At 39.6% G+C, this 16,433-nt stretch carries 20 protein-coding genes; 3 read left to right on the plus strand and 17 right to left on the minus strand.

Annotation, left to right across the window (positions count from 1 at the left end; genetic code table 11):
* The 8 genes from rplF to ACSHXM_RS16995 all read right to left on the minus strand — a co-directional run.
* Positions 1–536: 50S ribosomal protein L6 (gene rplF, locus ACSHXM_RS16960; protein ID WP_435690665.1), on the minus strand; the 536-nt coding region annotated here is incomplete at its 3' end.
* A 10-nt stretch (positions 537–546) separates the two neighbouring features.
* A complete protein-coding gene (rpsH, locus tag ACSHXM_RS16965; protein ID WP_158971309.1) occupies positions 547–939 on the minus strand; it encodes a 30S ribosomal protein S8 in 393 nt (130 codons plus the stop codon).
* Between the two features lie 12 nt (positions 940–951).
* Entirely contained in the window at positions 952–1,257 is a 306-nt protein-coding gene (gene rpsN, locus ACSHXM_RS16970) for a 30S ribosomal protein S14 (RefSeq protein ID WP_235313414.1), read from the minus strand.
* 11 nt (positions 1,258–1,268) lie between these two features.
* Positions 1,269–1,808, minus strand: a complete 540-nt coding sequence (gene rplE, locus ACSHXM_RS16975) for a 50S ribosomal protein L5 (RefSeq protein WP_435690668.1) — start codon at positions 1,806–1,808, stop codon at positions 1,269–1,271.
* Positions 1,809–1,824: 16 nt separating this feature from the next.
* On the minus strand, positions 1,825–2,139 hold the full coding sequence (gene rplX, locus ACSHXM_RS16980) for a 50S ribosomal protein L24 (protein ID WP_435690670.1): 315 nt from the start codon (positions 2,137–2,139) through the stop codon (positions 1,825–1,827).
* Positions 2,140–2,151: 12 nt separating this feature from the next.
* Positions 2,152–2,517, minus strand: a complete 366-nt coding sequence (gene rplN, locus ACSHXM_RS16985) for a 50S ribosomal protein L14 (protein WP_235313417.1) — start codon at positions 2,515–2,517, stop codon at positions 2,152–2,154.
* Positions 2,518–3,057: 540 nt separating this feature from the next.
* Positions 3,058–4,695: an AMP-binding protein gene (locus tag ACSHXM_RS16990; RefSeq protein ID WP_435690673.1), complete on the minus strand. Its 1,638-nt coding sequence runs from the start codon at positions 4,693–4,695 to the stop codon at positions 3,058–3,060.
* Positions 4,696–4,794: 99 nt separating this feature from the next.
* Positions 4,795–5,694: a LysR substrate-binding domain-containing protein gene (locus ACSHXM_RS16995; RefSeq protein ID WP_435690675.1), complete on the minus strand. Its 900-nt coding sequence runs from the start codon at positions 5,692–5,694 to the stop codon at positions 4,795–4,797.
* A 107-nt stretch (positions 5,695–5,801) separates the two neighbouring features.
* Between ACSHXM_RS16995 and ACSHXM_RS17000 the strand changes: the two genes are divergently transcribed.
* Entirely contained in the window at positions 5,802–6,134 is a 333-nt protein-coding gene (locus ACSHXM_RS17000; RefSeq protein WP_435690677.1) for a hypothetical protein, read from the plus strand.
* A gap of 61 nt (positions 6,135–6,195) precedes the next feature.
* Here the strand turns inward: ACSHXM_RS17000 and rlmB are convergent, their stop codons facing one another.
* From rlmB to ACSHXM_RS17020, 4 genes are all read right to left on the minus strand, one after another.
* Positions 6,196–6,948, minus strand: coding sequence for a 23S rRNA (guanosine(2251)-2'-O)-methyltransferase RlmB (gene rlmB / locus ACSHXM_RS17005; protein ID WP_435690679.1), 753 nt, complete (start codon positions 6,946–6,948; stop codon positions 6,196–6,198).
* Positions 6,948–9,380 (minus strand): ribonuclease R, encoded by a 2,433-nt coding sequence (rnr, locus tag ACSHXM_RS17010; protein WP_435690681.1) that lies wholly within the window; start codon positions 9,378–9,380, stop codon positions 6,948–6,950. Before rnr ends, rlmB begins: the two co-directional genes overlap by 1 nt.
* A 150-nt stretch (positions 9,381–9,530) precedes the next feature.
* Positions 9,531–10,172, minus strand: coding sequence for a tetratricopeptide repeat protein (locus ACSHXM_RS17015; protein ID WP_435690683.1), 642 nt, complete (start codon positions 10,170–10,172; stop codon positions 9,531–9,533).
* Between the two features lie 96 nt (positions 10,173–10,268).
* On the minus strand, positions 10,269–10,502 hold the full coding sequence (locus tag ACSHXM_RS17020) for a TIGR02647 family protein (RefSeq protein ID WP_435690685.1): 234 nt from the start codon (positions 10,500–10,502) through the stop codon (positions 10,269–10,271).
* 224 nt (positions 10,503–10,726) lie between these two features.
* Between ACSHXM_RS17020 and fre the strand changes: the two genes are divergently transcribed.
* Positions 10,727–11,425: an NAD(P)H-flavin reductase gene (fre, locus tag ACSHXM_RS17025; protein WP_435690687.1), complete on the plus strand. Its 699-nt coding sequence runs from the start codon at positions 10,727–10,729 to the stop codon at positions 11,423–11,425.
* A gap of 430 nt (positions 11,426–11,855) precedes the next feature.
* On the opposite strand, the gene ACSHXM_RS17030 is transcribed toward fre, so the two are convergent.
* Both ACSHXM_RS17030 and trmL read right to left on the minus strand, forming a co-directional pair.
* A complete protein-coding gene (locus tag ACSHXM_RS17030) occupies positions 11,856–12,212 on the minus strand; it encodes a DUF2750 domain-containing protein (protein WP_435690689.1) in 357 nt (118 codons plus the stop codon).
* Between the two features lie 568 nt (positions 12,213–12,780).
* Positions 12,781–13,245, minus strand: coding sequence for a tRNA (uridine(34)/cytosine(34)/5-carboxymethylaminomethyluridine(34)-2'-O)-methyltransferase TrmL (trmL, locus tag ACSHXM_RS17035; RefSeq protein ID WP_435690691.1), 465 nt, complete (start codon positions 13,243–13,245; stop codon positions 12,781–12,783).
* 215 nt (positions 13,246–13,460) lie between these two features.
* Between trmL and ACSHXM_RS17040 the strand changes: the two genes are divergently transcribed.
* Complete coding sequence (locus tag ACSHXM_RS17040) at positions 13,461–13,922, plus strand: hypothetical protein (RefSeq protein WP_435690694.1); 462 nt, start codon at positions 13,461–13,463, stop codon at positions 13,920–13,922.
* A gap of 39 nt (positions 13,923–13,961) precedes the next feature.
* On the opposite strand, the gene ACSHXM_RS17045 is transcribed toward ACSHXM_RS17040, so the two are convergent.
* Genes ACSHXM_RS17045 through ACSHXM_RS17055 form a run of 3 tightly spaced genes read right to left on the minus strand, consistent with a single transcriptional unit; the run spans position 13,962 to position 16,402 of the window.
* The gene (locus ACSHXM_RS17045) at positions 13,962–14,918 is read right to left on the minus strand and encodes an alpha/beta fold hydrolase (protein WP_435690696.1); all 957 of its coding nucleotides are present in this window, start codon (positions 14,916–14,918) and stop codon (positions 13,962–13,964) included.
* The gene (locus ACSHXM_RS17050) at positions 14,911–15,342 is read right to left on the minus strand and encodes a CBS domain-containing protein (RefSeq protein WP_435690698.1); all 432 of its coding nucleotides are present in this window, start codon (positions 15,340–15,342) and stop codon (positions 14,911–14,913) included. Before ACSHXM_RS17050 ends, ACSHXM_RS17045 begins: the two co-directional genes overlap by 8 nt.
* Positions 15,332–16,402 carry an ATP-binding protein gene (locus tag ACSHXM_RS17055; RefSeq protein ID WP_435690700.1) on the minus strand — a complete coding sequence of 357 codons (1,071 nt, stop codon included), beginning with the start codon at positions 16,400–16,402 and terminating at the stop codon, positions 15,332–15,334. The genes ACSHXM_RS17050 and ACSHXM_RS17055 overlap by 11 nt, the downstream gene beginning before the upstream one ends.
* Between the last annotated feature and the right edge of the window lie 31 nt (positions 16,403–16,433).

Raw genomic sequence — 16,433 nt, forward strand, 5'->3', positions numbered from 1 at the left:
TACTTTTTCTTAGCTTCTTTACGACGCACAACTTCATCAGCGTAACGAACACCTTTACCTTTATAAGGCTCTGGCGGACGGTAAGCGCGGATGTTAGCTGCAACCTGACCTATCAACTGCTTATCAACGCCTTTGACGATGATTTCAGTTTGACTAGGAGTTTCAACAGAAATACCTTCAGGCATTTCATATGCAACAGGATGTGAAAAACCTAACGTTAAGTTTAGTTTTTTACCTTGTGCTTGAGCACGGTAACCAACACCATTTAACAATAATTTTTTCTCAAAACCTTCAGCTACTCCAACAATCATGTTGTTTAACAATGAACGAGCTGTACCAGCTTGAGCCCAACCATTAACTGCATTCTCTTTACGAGGAGCAACTTTAAGTTGTGCGTCTTCTTGTACGACTTCAACAACATCGTTAAATACACGAGTTAGTGTGCCTTTTTTACCTTTAACTGTGATCTCTTGACCAGCAATAGAAACTTCTACGCCAGACAACACATCAACAGGAGCTTTTGCTATACGTGACATTTGATTCCCCTTACGCTACGTAGCCGATGATCTCACCACCCATGCCCGCTTTACGCGCTGCACGGTCAGTCATCACACCTTTAGAGGTAGACACGATAGCCACACCTAAACCACCCATAACTTTTGGCAACTCATCTTTTTTCTTATAGATGCGAAGACCAGGGCGACTTACGCGCTCAATGCTCTCGATTACTTTTTTGCCTTCGAAGTACTTTAACGTTACTTCTAAAACAGGCTTAACGTCACCAGAAACAGCGAAGTCTGTTACATAACCTTCTTCTTTTAGAACGGCTGCAATAGCAACACGAACTTTAGAAGACGGCATAGATACAGAAACCTTGCTAGCCATCTGGCCGTTACGTACGCGGGTAAACATATCCGCGATAGGATCTTGCATACTCATATCAGCTACCCCTTACCAACTGGCTTTTTTCAAGCCAGGCACTTCACCGCGCATCGCTGCTTCACGCAACTTGATACGACTCATGCCAAACTTGCGTAGGAAACCATGTGGACGACCTGTAATGTTGCAGCGGTTACGCTTACGACTTACAGATGAATCACGTGGCAGTTGTTGTAGCTTAAGAACAGCGTCCCAACGTTCTTCGTCAGAAGAGTTGACACCGCTGATAGTAGCTTTAAGCTCAGCGCGTTTTACCGCATACTTAGCAGCTAACTTGGCGCGTTTTACTTCGCGCGCTTTCATTGATTCTTTTGCCATAACCCTACACCTTACTTTTTAAACGGGAAGTTAAACGCGCTTAATAAAGCGTGTGCTTCCGCATCGGTTTGTGCGCTGGTAGTGATAGTAATATCCATACCGCGTATCTTATCCACTTTATCGAAGTCGATTTCAGGGAAGATAATTTGCTCACGAACACCCATGCTATAGTTACCACGACCATCGAATGACTTAGGATTTAAGCCACGGAAATCGCGGATACGAGGAATTGCAATTGAAACTAAACGTTCAAAGAATTCCCACATACGTTCACCACGTAGGGTTACTTTACAGCCAATCGGATATCCTTCACGGATTTTAAAGCCCGCTACAGATTTACGGGCAACAGTTACAATAGGCTTTTGACCTGCAATTGCTTGCATATCAGCCGTGGCATTTTCCAATACCTTCTTGTCTGCTACCGCTTCACCTAAACCCATGTTTAGAGTGATTTTATCAATCCGAGGGACTTGCATGACGCTGTTGTAATCGAACTGCTTAGCAAGTTCGGCTACAACTGAGTCTTTATAGAAATCATGCAGTTTCGCCATCGTTCTCTCCAATTAATTAAACTAGTTCGCCGTCTGATTTGAAGAAACGAACTTTCTTCTCACCTTCTAGACGGAAACCTATACGATCTGCTTTACCCGTTTTAGGGTTGAAGACCGCTACATTTGATACGTGAATTGATGCTTCTTTCTCAATAACACCACCAGCTTCACCCAATTGAGGGTTAGGCTTCTGATGTTTCTTGATTAGGTTCACACCTTCAACGATTAGACGGTCAGCACCAGGAATAACTTTAAGCACTTTGCCCTGTTTTCCTTTGTCTTTACCAGCCAAAACGATGATTTCATCATCACGACGAATTTTATTAGCCATATCGTGACTCCTTTATAGTACCTCAGGGGCTAACGAGACAATCTTCATGTTATTCACACGAAGTTCACGAGTAACCGGACCAAAGATACGCGTACCAATCGGTTGCTGGTTTGCATTAAGCAAAACAGCCGCGTTGCTATCAAAACGGATTGAAGATCCGTCAGGACGACGTACGCCTTTTCTAGTACGCACCACCACTGCAGTTAGCACATCACCTTTTTTAACTTTACCGCGAGGAATTGCTTCCTTAACAGTAACTTTGATGATGTCACCAATATGTGCATAACGGCGATGCGAGCCACCAAGAACCTTAATACACTGAACCCTGCGAGCGCCAGAATTATCGGCAACATCCAGGTTAGTTTGCATTTGGATCATGTTAGTGCTCCGCTGTTAAATTAAGACTCTCACGAGTCGTTTATACTGTAAAAAAGCGGCCTAATGCTGCTTTTTTATACATACCCCTGTCAAAAGGGCGCGAAATACTAACAGAAAACACATTGCTGCGATAGTTTAATTTAAAAAAAAGTTATATTAATAAAGAGCGGGGAAACAGATTGTTTAAGGCCGCACTCTAAAAGGCATTAGGATGCAGTACTAATTGCTTAGAGCGACTTACATTTGGGGGTTAATTAAAACCCAACATGCGAGGCCCACGAATTGATGTAAAACTCGCAAAGACATGGAGTTAAAATTTAATGAGGGATGGAAATGGTGTAACCCGCAACTGAATCAAAAGTCTGCCCAATACTAATAACGTAACTAGCACTGCTTTATCTAGACTTAAGAGTTCAGTTCTCCATAACAGAACCTACGTGTCTTCATTGTTATCGTGTTCTGCCATTAGTGCGTATTGGTTGAAAAGGCCTTCTACTATTTACAACACCTTTTCATTTATTGCTAAACGTCGACTCTTTATTATTGTCTGGCGATCTTCCCGGTAAATGTACTATTTATGAAATCAGCGTATCGTTTTTCAAGCATTTGCCGCTTAACTTTTAATGTTGGGGTCAATAAACCGTTATCCATAGTCCATTCATCTTGCATCACGACTAACCTGTCCAATACAGCATGACTTTCCAATTCAGAGTTCACCTGCTCTAACGTACTTAAAAGGCTAGATTCTATTTGTTCCGCTGTCAGTTTTTGTGCTTCTTCCGATAACACCAATAAAGCGATAGGTTGCTTAAGTTGTGAACCCGTTACACACACCTGTTCAATGTAAGAGTTTGCCATTAACTTTGCTTCGATTGGCACTGGTGCAACGTATTTACCTTTTGAAGTTTTAAAGATCTCTTTTAACCTACCAGTAATTCTCACATAACCATCAGAGTCTATAGAGCCTTGATCACCTGTACGTAGAAAACCATCTTCAGTAAATACCTCAGCTGTTTTATCTGGTTGTAAATAGTATTCTTTCATATTGCAACGCCCTTTGACTTGGATCTCCCCGTCATCTGCAATACGAATATCGACGCCTTCATAAGCGTGACCAATGCAGCCAATTTTATCTTCTCTAAATGGCACACAGCATGTTCCATAGGCACAATTTTCAGTCATCCCCCACCCTTCAGAAATATTAACTCCAATCGTGCCAAACCATCTTAAAGTTGACTCGGATATAGGTGCAGAACCACTTGCACACAGCCGAGCTTGGTCTAACCCAAGTTTAGTACGAATTTTTTTACTGATAAGACTGCCAACAAATGGGAGCGCAAGTAAAAAACTAAGCTTCTTCTGAGGAAGGCTAGCTAACACCCCCATTTGAAACCGGGTCCAAAGTCTTGGAACGGAAATAAACAGTGTAGGTTTAGTATTTGTAATATCTCTTGAAAAGGTATCTAACGATTCAACAAAGGAAATCCTACAACCAGAATAAAAACTAGCACACTCCACTAATACCCTTTCGGTAATATGGGCTAAGGGTAAATAACTTAAAATCCGGTCCTGGCCATTAATAGCTAACTCATTTAAACAACTAGACGCTGACCAACTAATCGATTTATAGGTATGAACTACCCCCTTTGGATCCCCAGTACTGCCTGACGTATAAATAATTGTCATAATTGAGTCTAATGCTGGTACCGGACTCCCACTATAGGGTTCAAGCTCTAGTAATTCATCCCATTGTTTATCAGCTGAAATATCTGGGTAAGGAAAAGCTAATTTGTTTATATCTTCAGCTATCGCCGAGGTTTGCTCTTCAGTATTATCTAGTTTACCAATGAACACTACTGGGCATTGAGCATGCTCAAGTACATAACGAATCGTGTCAGCGCCTGCTGTTGAATAAATAGGAATAGACACATGGCCGGCCATCATAATAGCTAAGTCTGTAATAAACCATTCGGCACAATTTTTAGACAATATAGCAATGTGACTACCCTGAGGTAAATCCATAGCCACCAATTCAGCAGCGACTTTACGTACTAGTATCGCCACTTTCCCCCATGTGTATTCATCCGTCCGACCTTCCACTGGCTGCTTTAAATAAAGCGTATCAGCTGCGGTATTTTCCCAATGGTAAAGCATTTCTAAGGGCGTTTTTAGTGACATGAAGGATCCTACTATTTATTGACTAACGTTTAGACCTAATGATTATGTTGACAAAAGTCAGCTCGAAATTCACTACAAATTTTTAACATTCATACAGTATCAATCTATTTGCGCTAATGCTCGCACTAACCATGCTTCAAACAATTTAATTTTCTCTCGTTTAAAATGCTCTTCTGGCGCAACTAAATAATAAGAGTAAGCACTAGGGTGACTAAACCCCATTAATTCTACTAACTGTTTGCGCCTAATTTGTTCGTAAATCAAATTATACCTGAGCATAGCAACACCTTGTCCTGCAAGAACAGCATCAACGATTGTTACGGTAGAGTCCTCTACTTCCAGTACTTTATTAAATTTACTCTCTTGCATATTAAACGTGGCTAAAAATGCTTGCCAAGCTTCGCCTGTAATTGGCCCTACTTCTTCTAAAAGTGGTAATTTATAGAGCTCGTCAGCACAAAACTCACTTGTTATTAAACTAGGGTGGCACACCAGAACATACCGGTCTTCTAACAAAAAACGACTTTCAAGCCCAGAATATTGACCTTTACCAAATCGAATCGCTAAATCTAAATCGCTACCTGAAAATTCGCGCACTTTATTTTCTGGCTCTAATCGAACTCTTATCTGTGGATGTAATTTTTGAAAATTTTGTAACTTAGGTACTAACCATCGAGTAGATAGAGATTCAACAACAGTAATATTAAGTATATTAGGGTTCCCATCTTCATATAACAAACTTATTCCACGGGTAAAACTATCAAAACCTGCTTGTATGTCTGGCAATAAACGACGTCCCTGTTCTGTCAATTGGACTTGTCGAGTCCCCCTAATAAACAGTTGTATACCTAGGTGTGCTTCCAAAACTTTAATGTGCTGGCTAATAGCGGCTTGGGTCACAAATAATTTTTCAGCCGTTTTTTTAAAACTTAATGTTTGCGCTGCCACTAGAAAATATCGTAGAGAATTAAGGGGAGGAAGTTTTTGTATTGTTTGCATAGAACCCAACTACAATTAAGTTTTTCTTAATCATAGTTAATATTTCATCGTTTGTCTGCTTTTCAATTCAGCTCTAAAGTTAACACAACTTAAACAGGGAGAGCACGATGAAGACACACATTAAACATTGCTTTAAAAGCATAAAACCCGCATTAATACTACCTATAATCTTACTTTCAAACATGGTAGATGGAAAGTCACTAGACACAATAAATAGTCACGAAGGTTACCCTTATGACCTATTGATAAAAAGATCAGAGCAAGTAAAACTTATCTATAAAGGCAAAGACAAGATTACTTGTCATGTAGAAGTAAAAACCAAACAGCAAACGTGGAAAGGAGAAGTCTACTCAACAAAAGCCGAGCGCTTTAACCAATCACCTCTGGCGACTTGCATGGATCGAGATTTGGCCAAGTCCATATTAAAATCAACATTTTAATATGGTAATTTAATCACAAAAAAAGGGCCATCAAGGCCCTTTAATAATACCTAAATTTGTATCAATTTTGTCTTTGCCTAACAATCTCATACAAACATACACCTGTAGCCACAGACACATTTAAGCTAGATACTGAACCGGCCATAGGTAGTTTAATTAATTCATCACAATGTTCACGGGTTAAACGGCGCATACCTTTTCCTTCCGCTCCCATCACCAACGCCATAGGCCCCTGTAATTTGCAGTCATAAATATTATTTTTCGCTTCACCAGCTGTGCCTACAATCCAGACGCCTGCGTCTTGCAAATCTCGCAAGGTTCTCGCTAGGTTAGTGACTTGCACCAGCGGAATCACATCGGCCGCGCCGCATGCAACCTTACGAACCACAGGTGTGAGTGCAGCTGATTTATCTTTAGGTACAACCACTGCATCTACACCGGCGGCATCTGCTGTACGTAAACAAGCACCTAAATTATGTGGATCAGTTACCCCATCTAAAATGAGTAAAAACGGATTATTTCCTGCTGCAACTCTGGACTCAACAATGGCAGACAAGTCATTTTCGTTAAACTGTTTTGCGGGTTTAACTTTTGCGACGACACCTTGATGTTGTCCACCATCCACTTTGTCATCTAAAGTTTTACGTTGGCAAAATTGCACTGAAACACCAAACTTTCGTGCTTGATTAACAATGCTATGAATGCTTTTATCATCTCGGCCTTTTAATACAAAAAGCTCAATTAAGCGTTCTGGCTCTCTTTGGATCACTGACTCTAAAGCATGAATTCCGTACAACCACTCTTGTTGAGCCATTATTTATTCCTCTTTCTTGAAGAGCTAGCGGGTTTGTTTCGTGAACTTTTAGTTTTACTTGAGCTAGCCCTAGGTTTTCTGCCACTCGGCTTTTTATTGCTACTTTTTTTAGAAGATGATTTGTTGCTAGAAGACGAAGTGTCTTGAGCCTGGCTATTCTGACCTTTACCCGACTTAGCTCCTTCTTTGCCACCAGCTGCTTTTTTACGTCGAGAAGGCTTGCGATTAGCTGAGCGTTTAATTGCTTTACCGTGAATACCGTCTAACAAAAAGTCTATTTTACGTTCATCTAAGTTCACTGACGCCACTTTGACTTCAACAGGATCTCCTAAACGATAAACCACACCTGAGTTTTCCCCAATGAGGTATTGTTTAACGTCATCGTAACGAAAATAGTCATTGTCTAACGAAGTGATATGTACTAATCCGTCAATGTGAAATTCAGTTAACCGCACAAAAAATCCAAAATTAGTAACAGAAGCAATGACCCCTTCGAACACATCTCCTACGTGATCTAACATGAATTCACATTTAAGCCAGTCGCCAACATCCCGAGTAGCGTCATCTGCTCTACGTTCAGTCATTGAACATTGTTCACCTAAGGCTTCTACCTCGTCAGGTGAATAAGATTTACCACCGGTTTTACTTTTACGTTGGTTTTGTTTATCGACAATCGCTTTTAATGCTCGATGTACCACTAAATCAGGGTATCGACGAATAGGCGAAGTAAAATGAGCATAAGCGGCTAATGCCAAACCAAAATGGCCAATATTTTCGTGATCGTAAACCGCTTGTTTCATCGAACGTAATAACATGGTTTGGATCAACTCTTGATCCGGACGCCCCACTATTTTTTCAACGACATCAGTAAAGTCTTGCGGTGAAACCTCTTTACCAATTTTATGGGTAATGCCCACTTCAGCCAAATAAGATATAAAAGAACTTAAGCGATCTGAGTCAGGTTCATCATGGATCCTAAATAAAGCTTCTGCGTCGTGTTTTTCTATGGTTTGTGCGGCAGATACGTTGGCTAAAATCATACATTCTTCAATTAGCTTATGGGCATCGTTACGCGTCACTGGCACAATGTTTTCTATTTTTCTCTGAGCGTTAAACACAAACTTACTTTCTTGCGTTTCAAACTCAATCGCACCACGTTGATTACGCGTTCGTTTTAACACGCGATACATATCATGTAAGTTTTTCAAATGTGGTACTTGGTCTGCGTAACGTTTATGAAGCTCTGGATCACCTTCGAGGATATTCCACACTTTGGTGTAAGTTAAACGGGCATGGGAATTCATTACCGCTTCATAGAATTGATGCTCAACCAATTTACCTGTAGCACTTATGGTCATTTCACAAACCATACATAAACGATCTACTTGTGGATTCAAAGAACATAAGCCATTGGATAAGACCTCAGGGAGCATAGGTATGACTTGTTCTGGAAAATACACAGAATTACCTCTGTTTTGAGCTTCACTATCTAAAGCTGTACCAGGGCGCACATAATAACTCACATCAGCAATTGCCACCCAAAGTTGCCAGCCTCCTTCATCTAAAGGCTCACAAAATACTGCATCATCAAAGTCTCTAGCATCTTCGCCATCTATGGTCACTAAAGGCAATTGTCTTAAATCAATACGTCCTTCTTTAGCTTCGTCGGGGACTTGTTCAGTTAAACCTTTTATTTGTCGGTCGACACCTTTTGGCCATTGATGGGGAATATCAAAAGTACGCAATGCCATATCGATCTCCATACCAGGCGCCATATGTTCACCTAGTACTTCAACAATTTTACCAATGGCATTCACCCGTCTTCGTGGTCTTTGTACAATTTCAACTACCACTATGTGCCCTTGACGGGCACCGTTACTTTGTTCTTTAGGGATCATGATTTCATGATTAATACGGCTATCATCAGGGATGACAACGCCCACATTATTTTCGAAAAAGTAACGACCAACAATAGGTTCTGTTCTAGGCTCTACAATTTTTGCGATACGAGCTTCCCGGCGGCCTCGATTATCTGTACCACTTTCTTTGGCTAAGACAATATCACCGTGCAGTACAGCGGCCATTTGCGCCTGATGAATAAACAAATCTTTCTCACCATCGACTCGCTTTAAAAAACCAAACCCATCTCTATGACCTATTACCTGTCCTTTTAATAACTCATCAACCTTTAATTTTGCATATTTCTTTTCGCGAGTGAATTCAATCTGCCCTTCGCGCTCCATAGCACGCAATCGCCTTTGAATTCCAATTCGGCTATCTTCATCTTTTGCATTAAGCGTTTGGCAAAAATCGAGAAACGACAAGGGTTGTTTAGCTTGTTCTAAAAGCTCGAGTAAATATTCTCGACTCGCAACTGGGTTGTCGTATTTTTGTTTTTCGCGTTGATAAAAGGGGTCGTCAGATTGAGACAAATCAAAAATCCATCAGGTGTAATACAAGTGACTAGTATAACTAAGTCAAAAGGTGAAAGATGCTAGAATTTTTTTAAATTCCCCGTTATCACTGAATTAGTATCAATAGGCGACCAAAAGCCAACTCTAATTCAGCGATTACAGCGAAAATTAGGTGTTAAGTGGACGTTTAGCTTTACGAACAGCTTTGGGATGCATCAACTTTTCTAAATCTTGTAAACACTTGGCTATTTTTTGGTGTACTTTTTTATCGGCCGTTATTGCGTTGTATAACCAATGATAAGCGTCTTCGTAATCATAAGGGCTGCCATATCCCTCAATAAATAATTCAACTAAACGAATTTGTGCGGGCTGACTTCCTAAAATAGACGCTTCACGTAAAAAGACTACTGCTCGTTCTTTGTCTTCTTGCACTAATTTACCCTGCGCATAATATCTACCTAGTTGTTCTAATCCAGCGGGTAAACCTTGTTCTGCGGAACGGTGCATAAAACTCACACCACGTTCAGGATCGGCATCAACACATACTCCCCAAGCCAACATATCACCCCATAAAAATTGGTAAGCTGGGATCAATAGCGTTTCTGCATTAGCTCGAATGTCTTGTACTAATTGACATTTATCTAACACAACACGAGATAGGTGTTCGTTACGATTAATCAATCGAATTAATTCATCTTGAGAATACAACTGTACGGCTTTGATTTCTTCAGCGCTTTTCGCCGCAAAAGAAACGGAAATGGTTAACAAAGTCGAGTAGAACAACGACAGGAGTAATTTTGATTTGGTCATGTTTAAACGATTTATTTTAAGAGTCATAAACCCTATATCGGCAATAAAATGATTTATATAAAATTATTCGATATAGGGTAATAACACTAAGTGTAATTAATGAGTTAAAGCGTGTTGTACAACCTGCGCATGTTCAAATAAATCATGCCCCAAATCTGTTAAATACCCACCATCAGGTAACGTAATAATTCCTTTTTCAAATAATCTTTTGGCTGCGGCAACCATATTCGGCTCTGCATCACCATGAACTTTTATGCCTTGCATTAAACTTTTGTTGGGAAATTTTAGTAATAAATTGAGTTCATCAACCATTTCAGCTGAAAATGTCATAAATAATCCTCTTAATTGGGCTTATATTTAGTGTTGTGAACTAGCCCTGTGCAATTAGAATTGACCACTGGAAACATAAAACCTAGCATTATCCTATGAAAGCGACTCGTATCTCGCCAGTCATATGTTTATAATTCACCACTTGAGCCTAAAGCTCTATGAAATGAATATCAAAGATTATTTTACTTATATTCGCAGTTGTCATTATTTAACAGAAGAACACAATGCAAAAAATTTCTTGTCAGGTCAGTAAAATTGAATCATTAACGAAAGTGATCAGTCGGGTGGTATTAACTCCAAATACCCCATTAGAGTTCATCGCTGGCCAATATTTACAAGTGGTAATGGGTGAAGCAGACAAACGTCCATTTTCAATTGCGAATGCTCCAAAAAAAGACGGGTCTATTGAGCTCCATATCGGTGCCGAGCCTGGCAATCAATACGCAGGCCAAGTATTAGAGAAAATGCACACTGAAGGCAAGGTAGATGTAGAAGGAGGTTTAGGTGAAGCCTATTTGAAAAAGATTTGCCAACATCCAATTATATTGGTTGCGGGTGGTACAGGTTTTTCATATACCTTATCTATTTTGCAAAAGTTATTATCAGAACCTATCAATGCACCTATTTACCTGTACTGGGGAACACGTTCATTAAACGACATGTACGCGTTTAATGAGCTAAATACTTTAGCAGAAACACATAAAGACTTTACTTTTGTACCTGTGATTGAAACCCCAGATTCAGATTGGCAAGGAAAAACCGGCTGGGTACATCAAGCGGTGCTTAATGACTTTGCCAATCTAAGCGACTATAAAGTGTTTGTTGCCGGACGTTTTGAAATGGCCAAAGTCGTTAGAACTGATTTTTGTGCTCAAGGTCTACTAGAAAAAAACCTATATGGCGATGCATATGCTTTTATTTAATTTTTAATAAAGGCACTAATGCGCAGCGCGCACCTAGCGTTCACTTGGTGAACAAAGTAAAGCATGCGCTTCGCTTACCTGCATCCATGCAGTTTTTAACTCGAATCCTTTCGAGCTAGATACTCTTTCTTCAACAGCCAAGAAAGAGTATCCAGAAAGAGGCCGCGCTTCAGCAAAGCTCTATCTCTATTTTTTATAAACTCAAAAGGCCGTGCTGATTTGTTCCCGACAAAACACCACTCATTTGGCTATCCATGCCAATTGTCCTATTGAATTTTTAATAAAAAACAGCGAGCTTTGAGTCGCGAGAAAATCAAAAACATGGCTTTGCCACAAAAGATATGTATTGATAAGAAATTCAAGATTATACAAACGGTTTCAATGATGGCTGTCCAGATAAGTTACTGGGAGAAAATGTTAGGATAGCGACTCAAAAAAAAGCCTCTACTTGACTAATAACGACCTTAGGTAGCATATCAAATCCGGACAAACTTTTACCGCTAAGATTTACACCAACCACTCTTTCTTTATTGTTCAGTATTGGAACAAGTATTTCTTTAAAGGAATCCCATGAGATTTCTCTTGGCGAAAAATCAGATAACAACTCTGGGTTCAACCTCTTGAGCTTCAATATGCGTGATTTGGACGACCAAATAGGAAAAGATACTTTATCTTCATTTAAATCGAATTCGAGTGCCGTATCTCCAGAGTTTTCTGCAAACCATAAAGCTCTATTCGAAGATACCTCTTCATAGAACTTATTTGCTTGCGCTCCTGCAGTGCTCATCTGGTACTCCAAATAGTTACTAGTCGGAATTCGGGTTAAATACGTTTTAGAATTAGCCCTTAAATTTTACCGTTCGGTTAATTCCCTTTATCTTTTCATAATCTTACATCACTGAAAAGAACAAGTTTGAAGTCTATTTTTTGCAAAAAAAAAGATTAGCGATTAGTACGTACCTGTATAAATCAAAATATTATTGTCAGAACAGCCATCGTAGGGAAGTTTATGTGCGAAGCCACATTTTATTGACGAAGAAAATGCTTTCGATTTTCTCGCGACTACAAATTCCCCATTAAAAAATTGGCTTGTCAGATGGCCAGACATGGACGTATGGGCAAGGCAATCTTTTATAGCTGGGAGCGGCTTATTGCCGGTCTGACATTACAGGCAATTATTTGATGGCTAAGAAATTTGTTTGGAGCACGGCGTTTTCTGGTTACTCTTTTTTGCTGTTGAAAAAGAGTAACTGGTGCGGCAGGGATGCCGTATCAAAAAACGCAATGGATTGCGGTGAACGAAGTGAATAATCTTAGTGCACGCAGCGCATAAATGGCGCAGCCACACTTTAACGCTACACAGCGCCGTTAAAGTCTAACTGTCTCCACGCTTCATACACAAACACCGATACCGCGTTTGATAAATTCATACTACGACTTTCTGGCAACATGGGTATACGTACTCTTTGTTCTGCTGGGAGTGATTGAATAATATCATCAGGTAGCCCACGTGTTTCAGGCCCAAATAACAAAGCATCACCTGCTTGATACTCAACCTTTGCAAAAAATTCTGTGCCCTTTGTCGTACAGGCAAAAATGCGTTTAGGTTGACGCTTTTCAATATAGGCTTCTAAATTCGGATAACGCTGCACTTTCGCAAATTCATGGTAATCCAACCCTGCTCGACGCACTTTTTTATCATCCCAATCAAACCCCAAAGGTTCAATTAAATGCAAAGCAAAACCGGTATTGGCACATAAACGAATAATATTGCCTGTATTGGGGGGGATTTCAGGCTGGTATAATACAATGTCTAACATCAAACACATTCTCAAAATAACGATGTTACTAGCATAACAAAAAATGTTACTTGTCCTTAAATAATAATTAATCCTCTTTACCAGGCTAAAACCTTAGAACCATTTGTTGGGCAACAAAAAGTGTGAATTTATTAAGTCGATGATTAATGCAACTTTCATAAACTTGATGTATGTTAATTTTGTTCACATCTAAATATACCAACAAAGGAATTTTTATGGGTAAGACAAATAAAACATTGTTAGCAGCTGCTTTGTGTTCAAGCTGCTTTTTGGCTAATGCAGCGGGTGATGCTAAACATTTCCCGGGTATATTTGTTGGCATGACCCATGCTGATGAAACTGAATTTACTTACGGTATAGAGTACGAATATAAATTTAATTCATCTTGGGGTGTTGGTGCAGTTTATGAAAAAACCAAAGATGCACATCACGGTGACGGCGTTACGGTTAAACTTGCTTCTTTATACTTCCATCCAAGTAAAAACGTTCGTTTAGGCGCTGGGTTTGGTGAAGAAGAAATTGGCGGGCATCACCCTCACACTGAAGATTTATATCGCGTAAGTGCGAGTTATGATTTTCATGTTGGCGATTTTGGTGTCGCCCCCACTGTCGCTGTCGACTTTATTGACGGAGAAAAGGCATACGTGTTGGGTGTCGCTTTTATTAAACCCTTTTAGTTTATAAAGGCGCTACTCTATTTGCTTTAGCCCTTTCAACTAATTAGCAAAAAAATCCAGTGTTTGGGTTAAGCACTGGATACGGTAGCTATCTTTCTCCATAAGCAGTTCATGCCTCGCCCCTTTAATCACAGATAAATGTGTATTTGCCATCAGGTTTGCAGTTTTACTTTGTGCTTGATTATCTACGACCAAATCGCAACTGGCTTGTATAACCAACGCTGGAATTGAAAAAGATGCCCCTTGGTTTTGTATTTCTTGCATCGCGTTTAGTGCAGCATGCAACCAACCCGAAGTAACGCCACCCAATTGAATATTAGTCTGAGTTTCATAAATATTACGAAACCATTCATACCTAACTTGACTATGAGTGAGTAAATTATCGATAAAAGGAGATGCAGAATAATCTTTTTGCCCCCAAAAATAATCTGTAGCAGAACAAAATTTAAAGTGCAGGCTTAATAACGTTCTAGCGAAAAAGTTTGGTAAAGCGGGACGAATGCCAAACATAGGGGCGCTAAACACAGCTTTTTGAAATACGCTGGGGTATTGTAATATAAACAAAGCCCCAATTGCCCCTCCCATAGAATGACACAATAACATGGGTTGATGCTGACTATTAGGTGTCACCATTTGCTCAATAAACATTTTAAAATCAGCCACATAATCAGAGAATTCGTGCACATGACCTAATTGAGTATTTTCAAGTATTCTTCCAGATAAACCTTGTCCTCTATGGTCATGAATAAAGACCGAATAACCGTTTTGGTATAAATCAAATACTAACTCTTTGTATTTAAGCAAACATTCAATACGTCCAGAAGAAATAACCAAACTGCCAATGGGGTTGGGATGTATGACATAAGCGTAACTGATGGGAATATCATCTAAACCTTGTAACTCACCCAGTTGCATTTTTTGTTGCCAAAACTCTTCGATGGACATCGAATATCCCTGGGCTAATTGCTTCTCAGTAGTTAATTGATACTCAGTCATGTTTGTTTAATTTTTTATTATGATTTTCTTCAATCACACGAAGAATGTCGCGCCAACTTATAATACCGACAGGATGCTGATCTTCATCGACAATGGGAATACAAGAAATTTTATGTTGGTTAAAAGTACTTATGGCCTGATAAACATCAGCATCAGCAGGTAAAGAAATGGGTTTACGAGACATAATTTGGTGTACTTTTTTACTCAACGTTGCCAAATCTTGTGGTGTTTCCCCAGGTAAACCTATTTTAGGGCTGACAGCCTTAAACAAATCTCTATCAGATAACACCCCGTACAACTTGCCATTCTCCACTGCTAATAAGTGATGAAAAGCGGCTCGTTCGAAAATATTCTTAACAACACGTAAAGTATCATCTAACTCTACCGTTACCACTCGTGTAGTCATTATGTTTTTAACTAACATTTATCCCCTCTGGTTTTAAAGGCATAGAAATAATAACTTCTAGCCCATTCTCATCACAATTACGAGCGATAAGCGTTCCATCATGTTGCTTAACAGCCCTTAGTGCAATTGCTAGACCCAAACCAACACCTCCACTGTTTCTGTCTCTAGCGGTTGACGAACGATAGAATGGCTCAAAAATTCTATTCAGTTGATCTGAATCCATGCCATTGCCATCATCCCTTATACTCCAAACTAAGTGTTTGTCTTTTTCAGTCACATTAATATCTATGCGACCTGCAGAATAATGAATTGCGTTACGAATGACATTTTCTATAGCACTTGCAAATAATTGCGGATCAACAAATAACTCACTTTGTTGAATGGCTTCATAATGAATAATTTTACCTTTTTGTTGAGCTTCAAACGTCGCATCATTAATGATGGGCGTCATTAGATCCCCCAAAGATATTTTCTGTTTGTTCAATACATTATCTTGATTGTCCAATTTAGATAACATCAATACCTGCGCAATCATACTTTCTATTTGACTAGCTTCTTTTTCAATACGCTCCATGGCAACTTGGGTTTTGGGTGATTGTCTATCAAGATCTTGTTGTTGAGCGATACCAATAGATAACTGTAATCTGGCTAAGGGAGAACGTAATTCGTGTGAAATATCGGCCAACAAACGTTTCTGTCCATTGAGTAATATTTCAACTTTTTCTGACATAAAATTAAAGTCACGCCCCAGTTGACCTATTTCATCCATTCTTTCGCTAGCATTCCCTACCCTAGAAGCTAAATCCCCACTTGCCATGCGCCTCGAAGCTCGTTGAACCTGAATAATTGGTTTTAGTAAGGAGCGCACAAATAGGTAACATAAAGCCCCACTAAATGAGATTAAAAAGAATAAAAATAAACCTGGATATTCATGACTTATGACTCTTACTAACCCTCCTGGTTGATTTGTTACAGTAAAAAGCAAATAAGTTTTATTGTTTTTGGTAATGTGACTCGGACCATTATAAATCTTGCCTTGAGTTTCTAAAACTAAAGCTGAACTTTCCGGGTCAAACAAGCGTGTTGGGCACTTTCTTCATCGTTGCACT

This window comes from Paraglaciecola sp. (assembly GCF_051252315.1).
Classification (GTDB): Bacteria; Pseudomonadota; Gammaproteobacteria; order Enterobacterales; family Alteromonadaceae; genus Paraglaciecola.

Coding starts and splice junctions, on each gene's coding strand:
- rplN (WP_235313417.1), bottom strand. CDS start 2,517: ATGATCCAAATGCAAACTAACCTGGATGTTGCCGATAATTCTGGCGCT.
- ACSHXM_RS16995 (WP_435690675.1), bottom strand. CDS start 5,694: ATGCAAACAATACAAAAACTTCCTCCCCTTAATTCTCTACGATATTTT.
- rlmB (WP_435690679.1), bottom strand. CDS start 6,948: ATGGCTCAACAAGAGTGGTTGTACGGAATTCATGCTTTAGAGTCAGTG.
- rpsN (WP_235313414.1), bottom strand. CDS start 1,257: ATGGCAAAAGAATCAATGAAAGCGCGCGAAGTAAAACGCGCCAAGTTA.
- ACSHXM_RS17030 (WP_435690689.1), bottom strand. CDS start 12,212: ATGAGCACTGCAGGAGCGCAAGCAAATAAGTTCTATGAAGAGGTATCT.
- trmL (WP_435690691.1), bottom strand. CDS start 13,245: ATGTTAGACATTGTATTATACCAGCCTGAAATCCCCCCCAATACAGGC.
- ACSHXM_RS17050 (WP_435690698.1), bottom strand. CDS start 15,342: ATGTTAGTTAAAAACATAATGACTACACGAGTGGTAACGGTAGAGTTA.
- rpsH (WP_158971309.1), bottom strand. CDS start 939: ATGAGTATGCAAGATCCTATCGCGGATATGTTTACCCGCGTACGTAAC.
- rplE (WP_435690668.1), bottom strand. CDS start 1,808: ATGGCGAAACTGCATGATTTCTATAAAGACTCAGTTGTAGCCGAACTT.
- ACSHXM_RS16990 (WP_435690673.1), bottom strand. CDS start 4,695: ATGTCACTAAAAACGCCCTTAGAAATGCTTTACCATTGGGAAAATACC.
- ACSHXM_RS17015 (WP_435690683.1), bottom strand. CDS start 10,172: ATGACCAAATCAAAATTACTCCTGTCGTTGTTCTACTCGACTTTGTTA.
- ACSHXM_RS17000 (WP_435690677.1), top strand. CDS start 5,802: ATGAAGACACACATTAAACATTGCTTTAAAAGCATAAAACCCGCATTA.
- fre (WP_435690687.1), top strand. CDS start 10,727: ATGCAAAAAATTTCTTGTCAGGTCAGTAAAATTGAATCATTAACGAAA.
- ACSHXM_RS17020 (WP_435690685.1), bottom strand. CDS start 10,502: ATGACATTTTCAGCTGAAATGGTTGATGAACTCAATTTATTACTAAAA.
- rplX (WP_435690670.1), bottom strand. CDS start 2,139: ATGGCTAATAAAATTCGTCGTGATGATGAAATCATCGTTTTGGCTGGT.
- ACSHXM_RS17040 (WP_435690694.1), top strand. CDS start 13,461: ATGGGTAAGACAAATAAAACATTGTTAGCAGCTGCTTTGTGTTCAAGC.
- ACSHXM_RS17045 (WP_435690696.1), bottom strand. CDS start 14,918: ATGACTGAGTATCAATTAACTACTGAGAAGCAATTAGCCCAGGGATAT.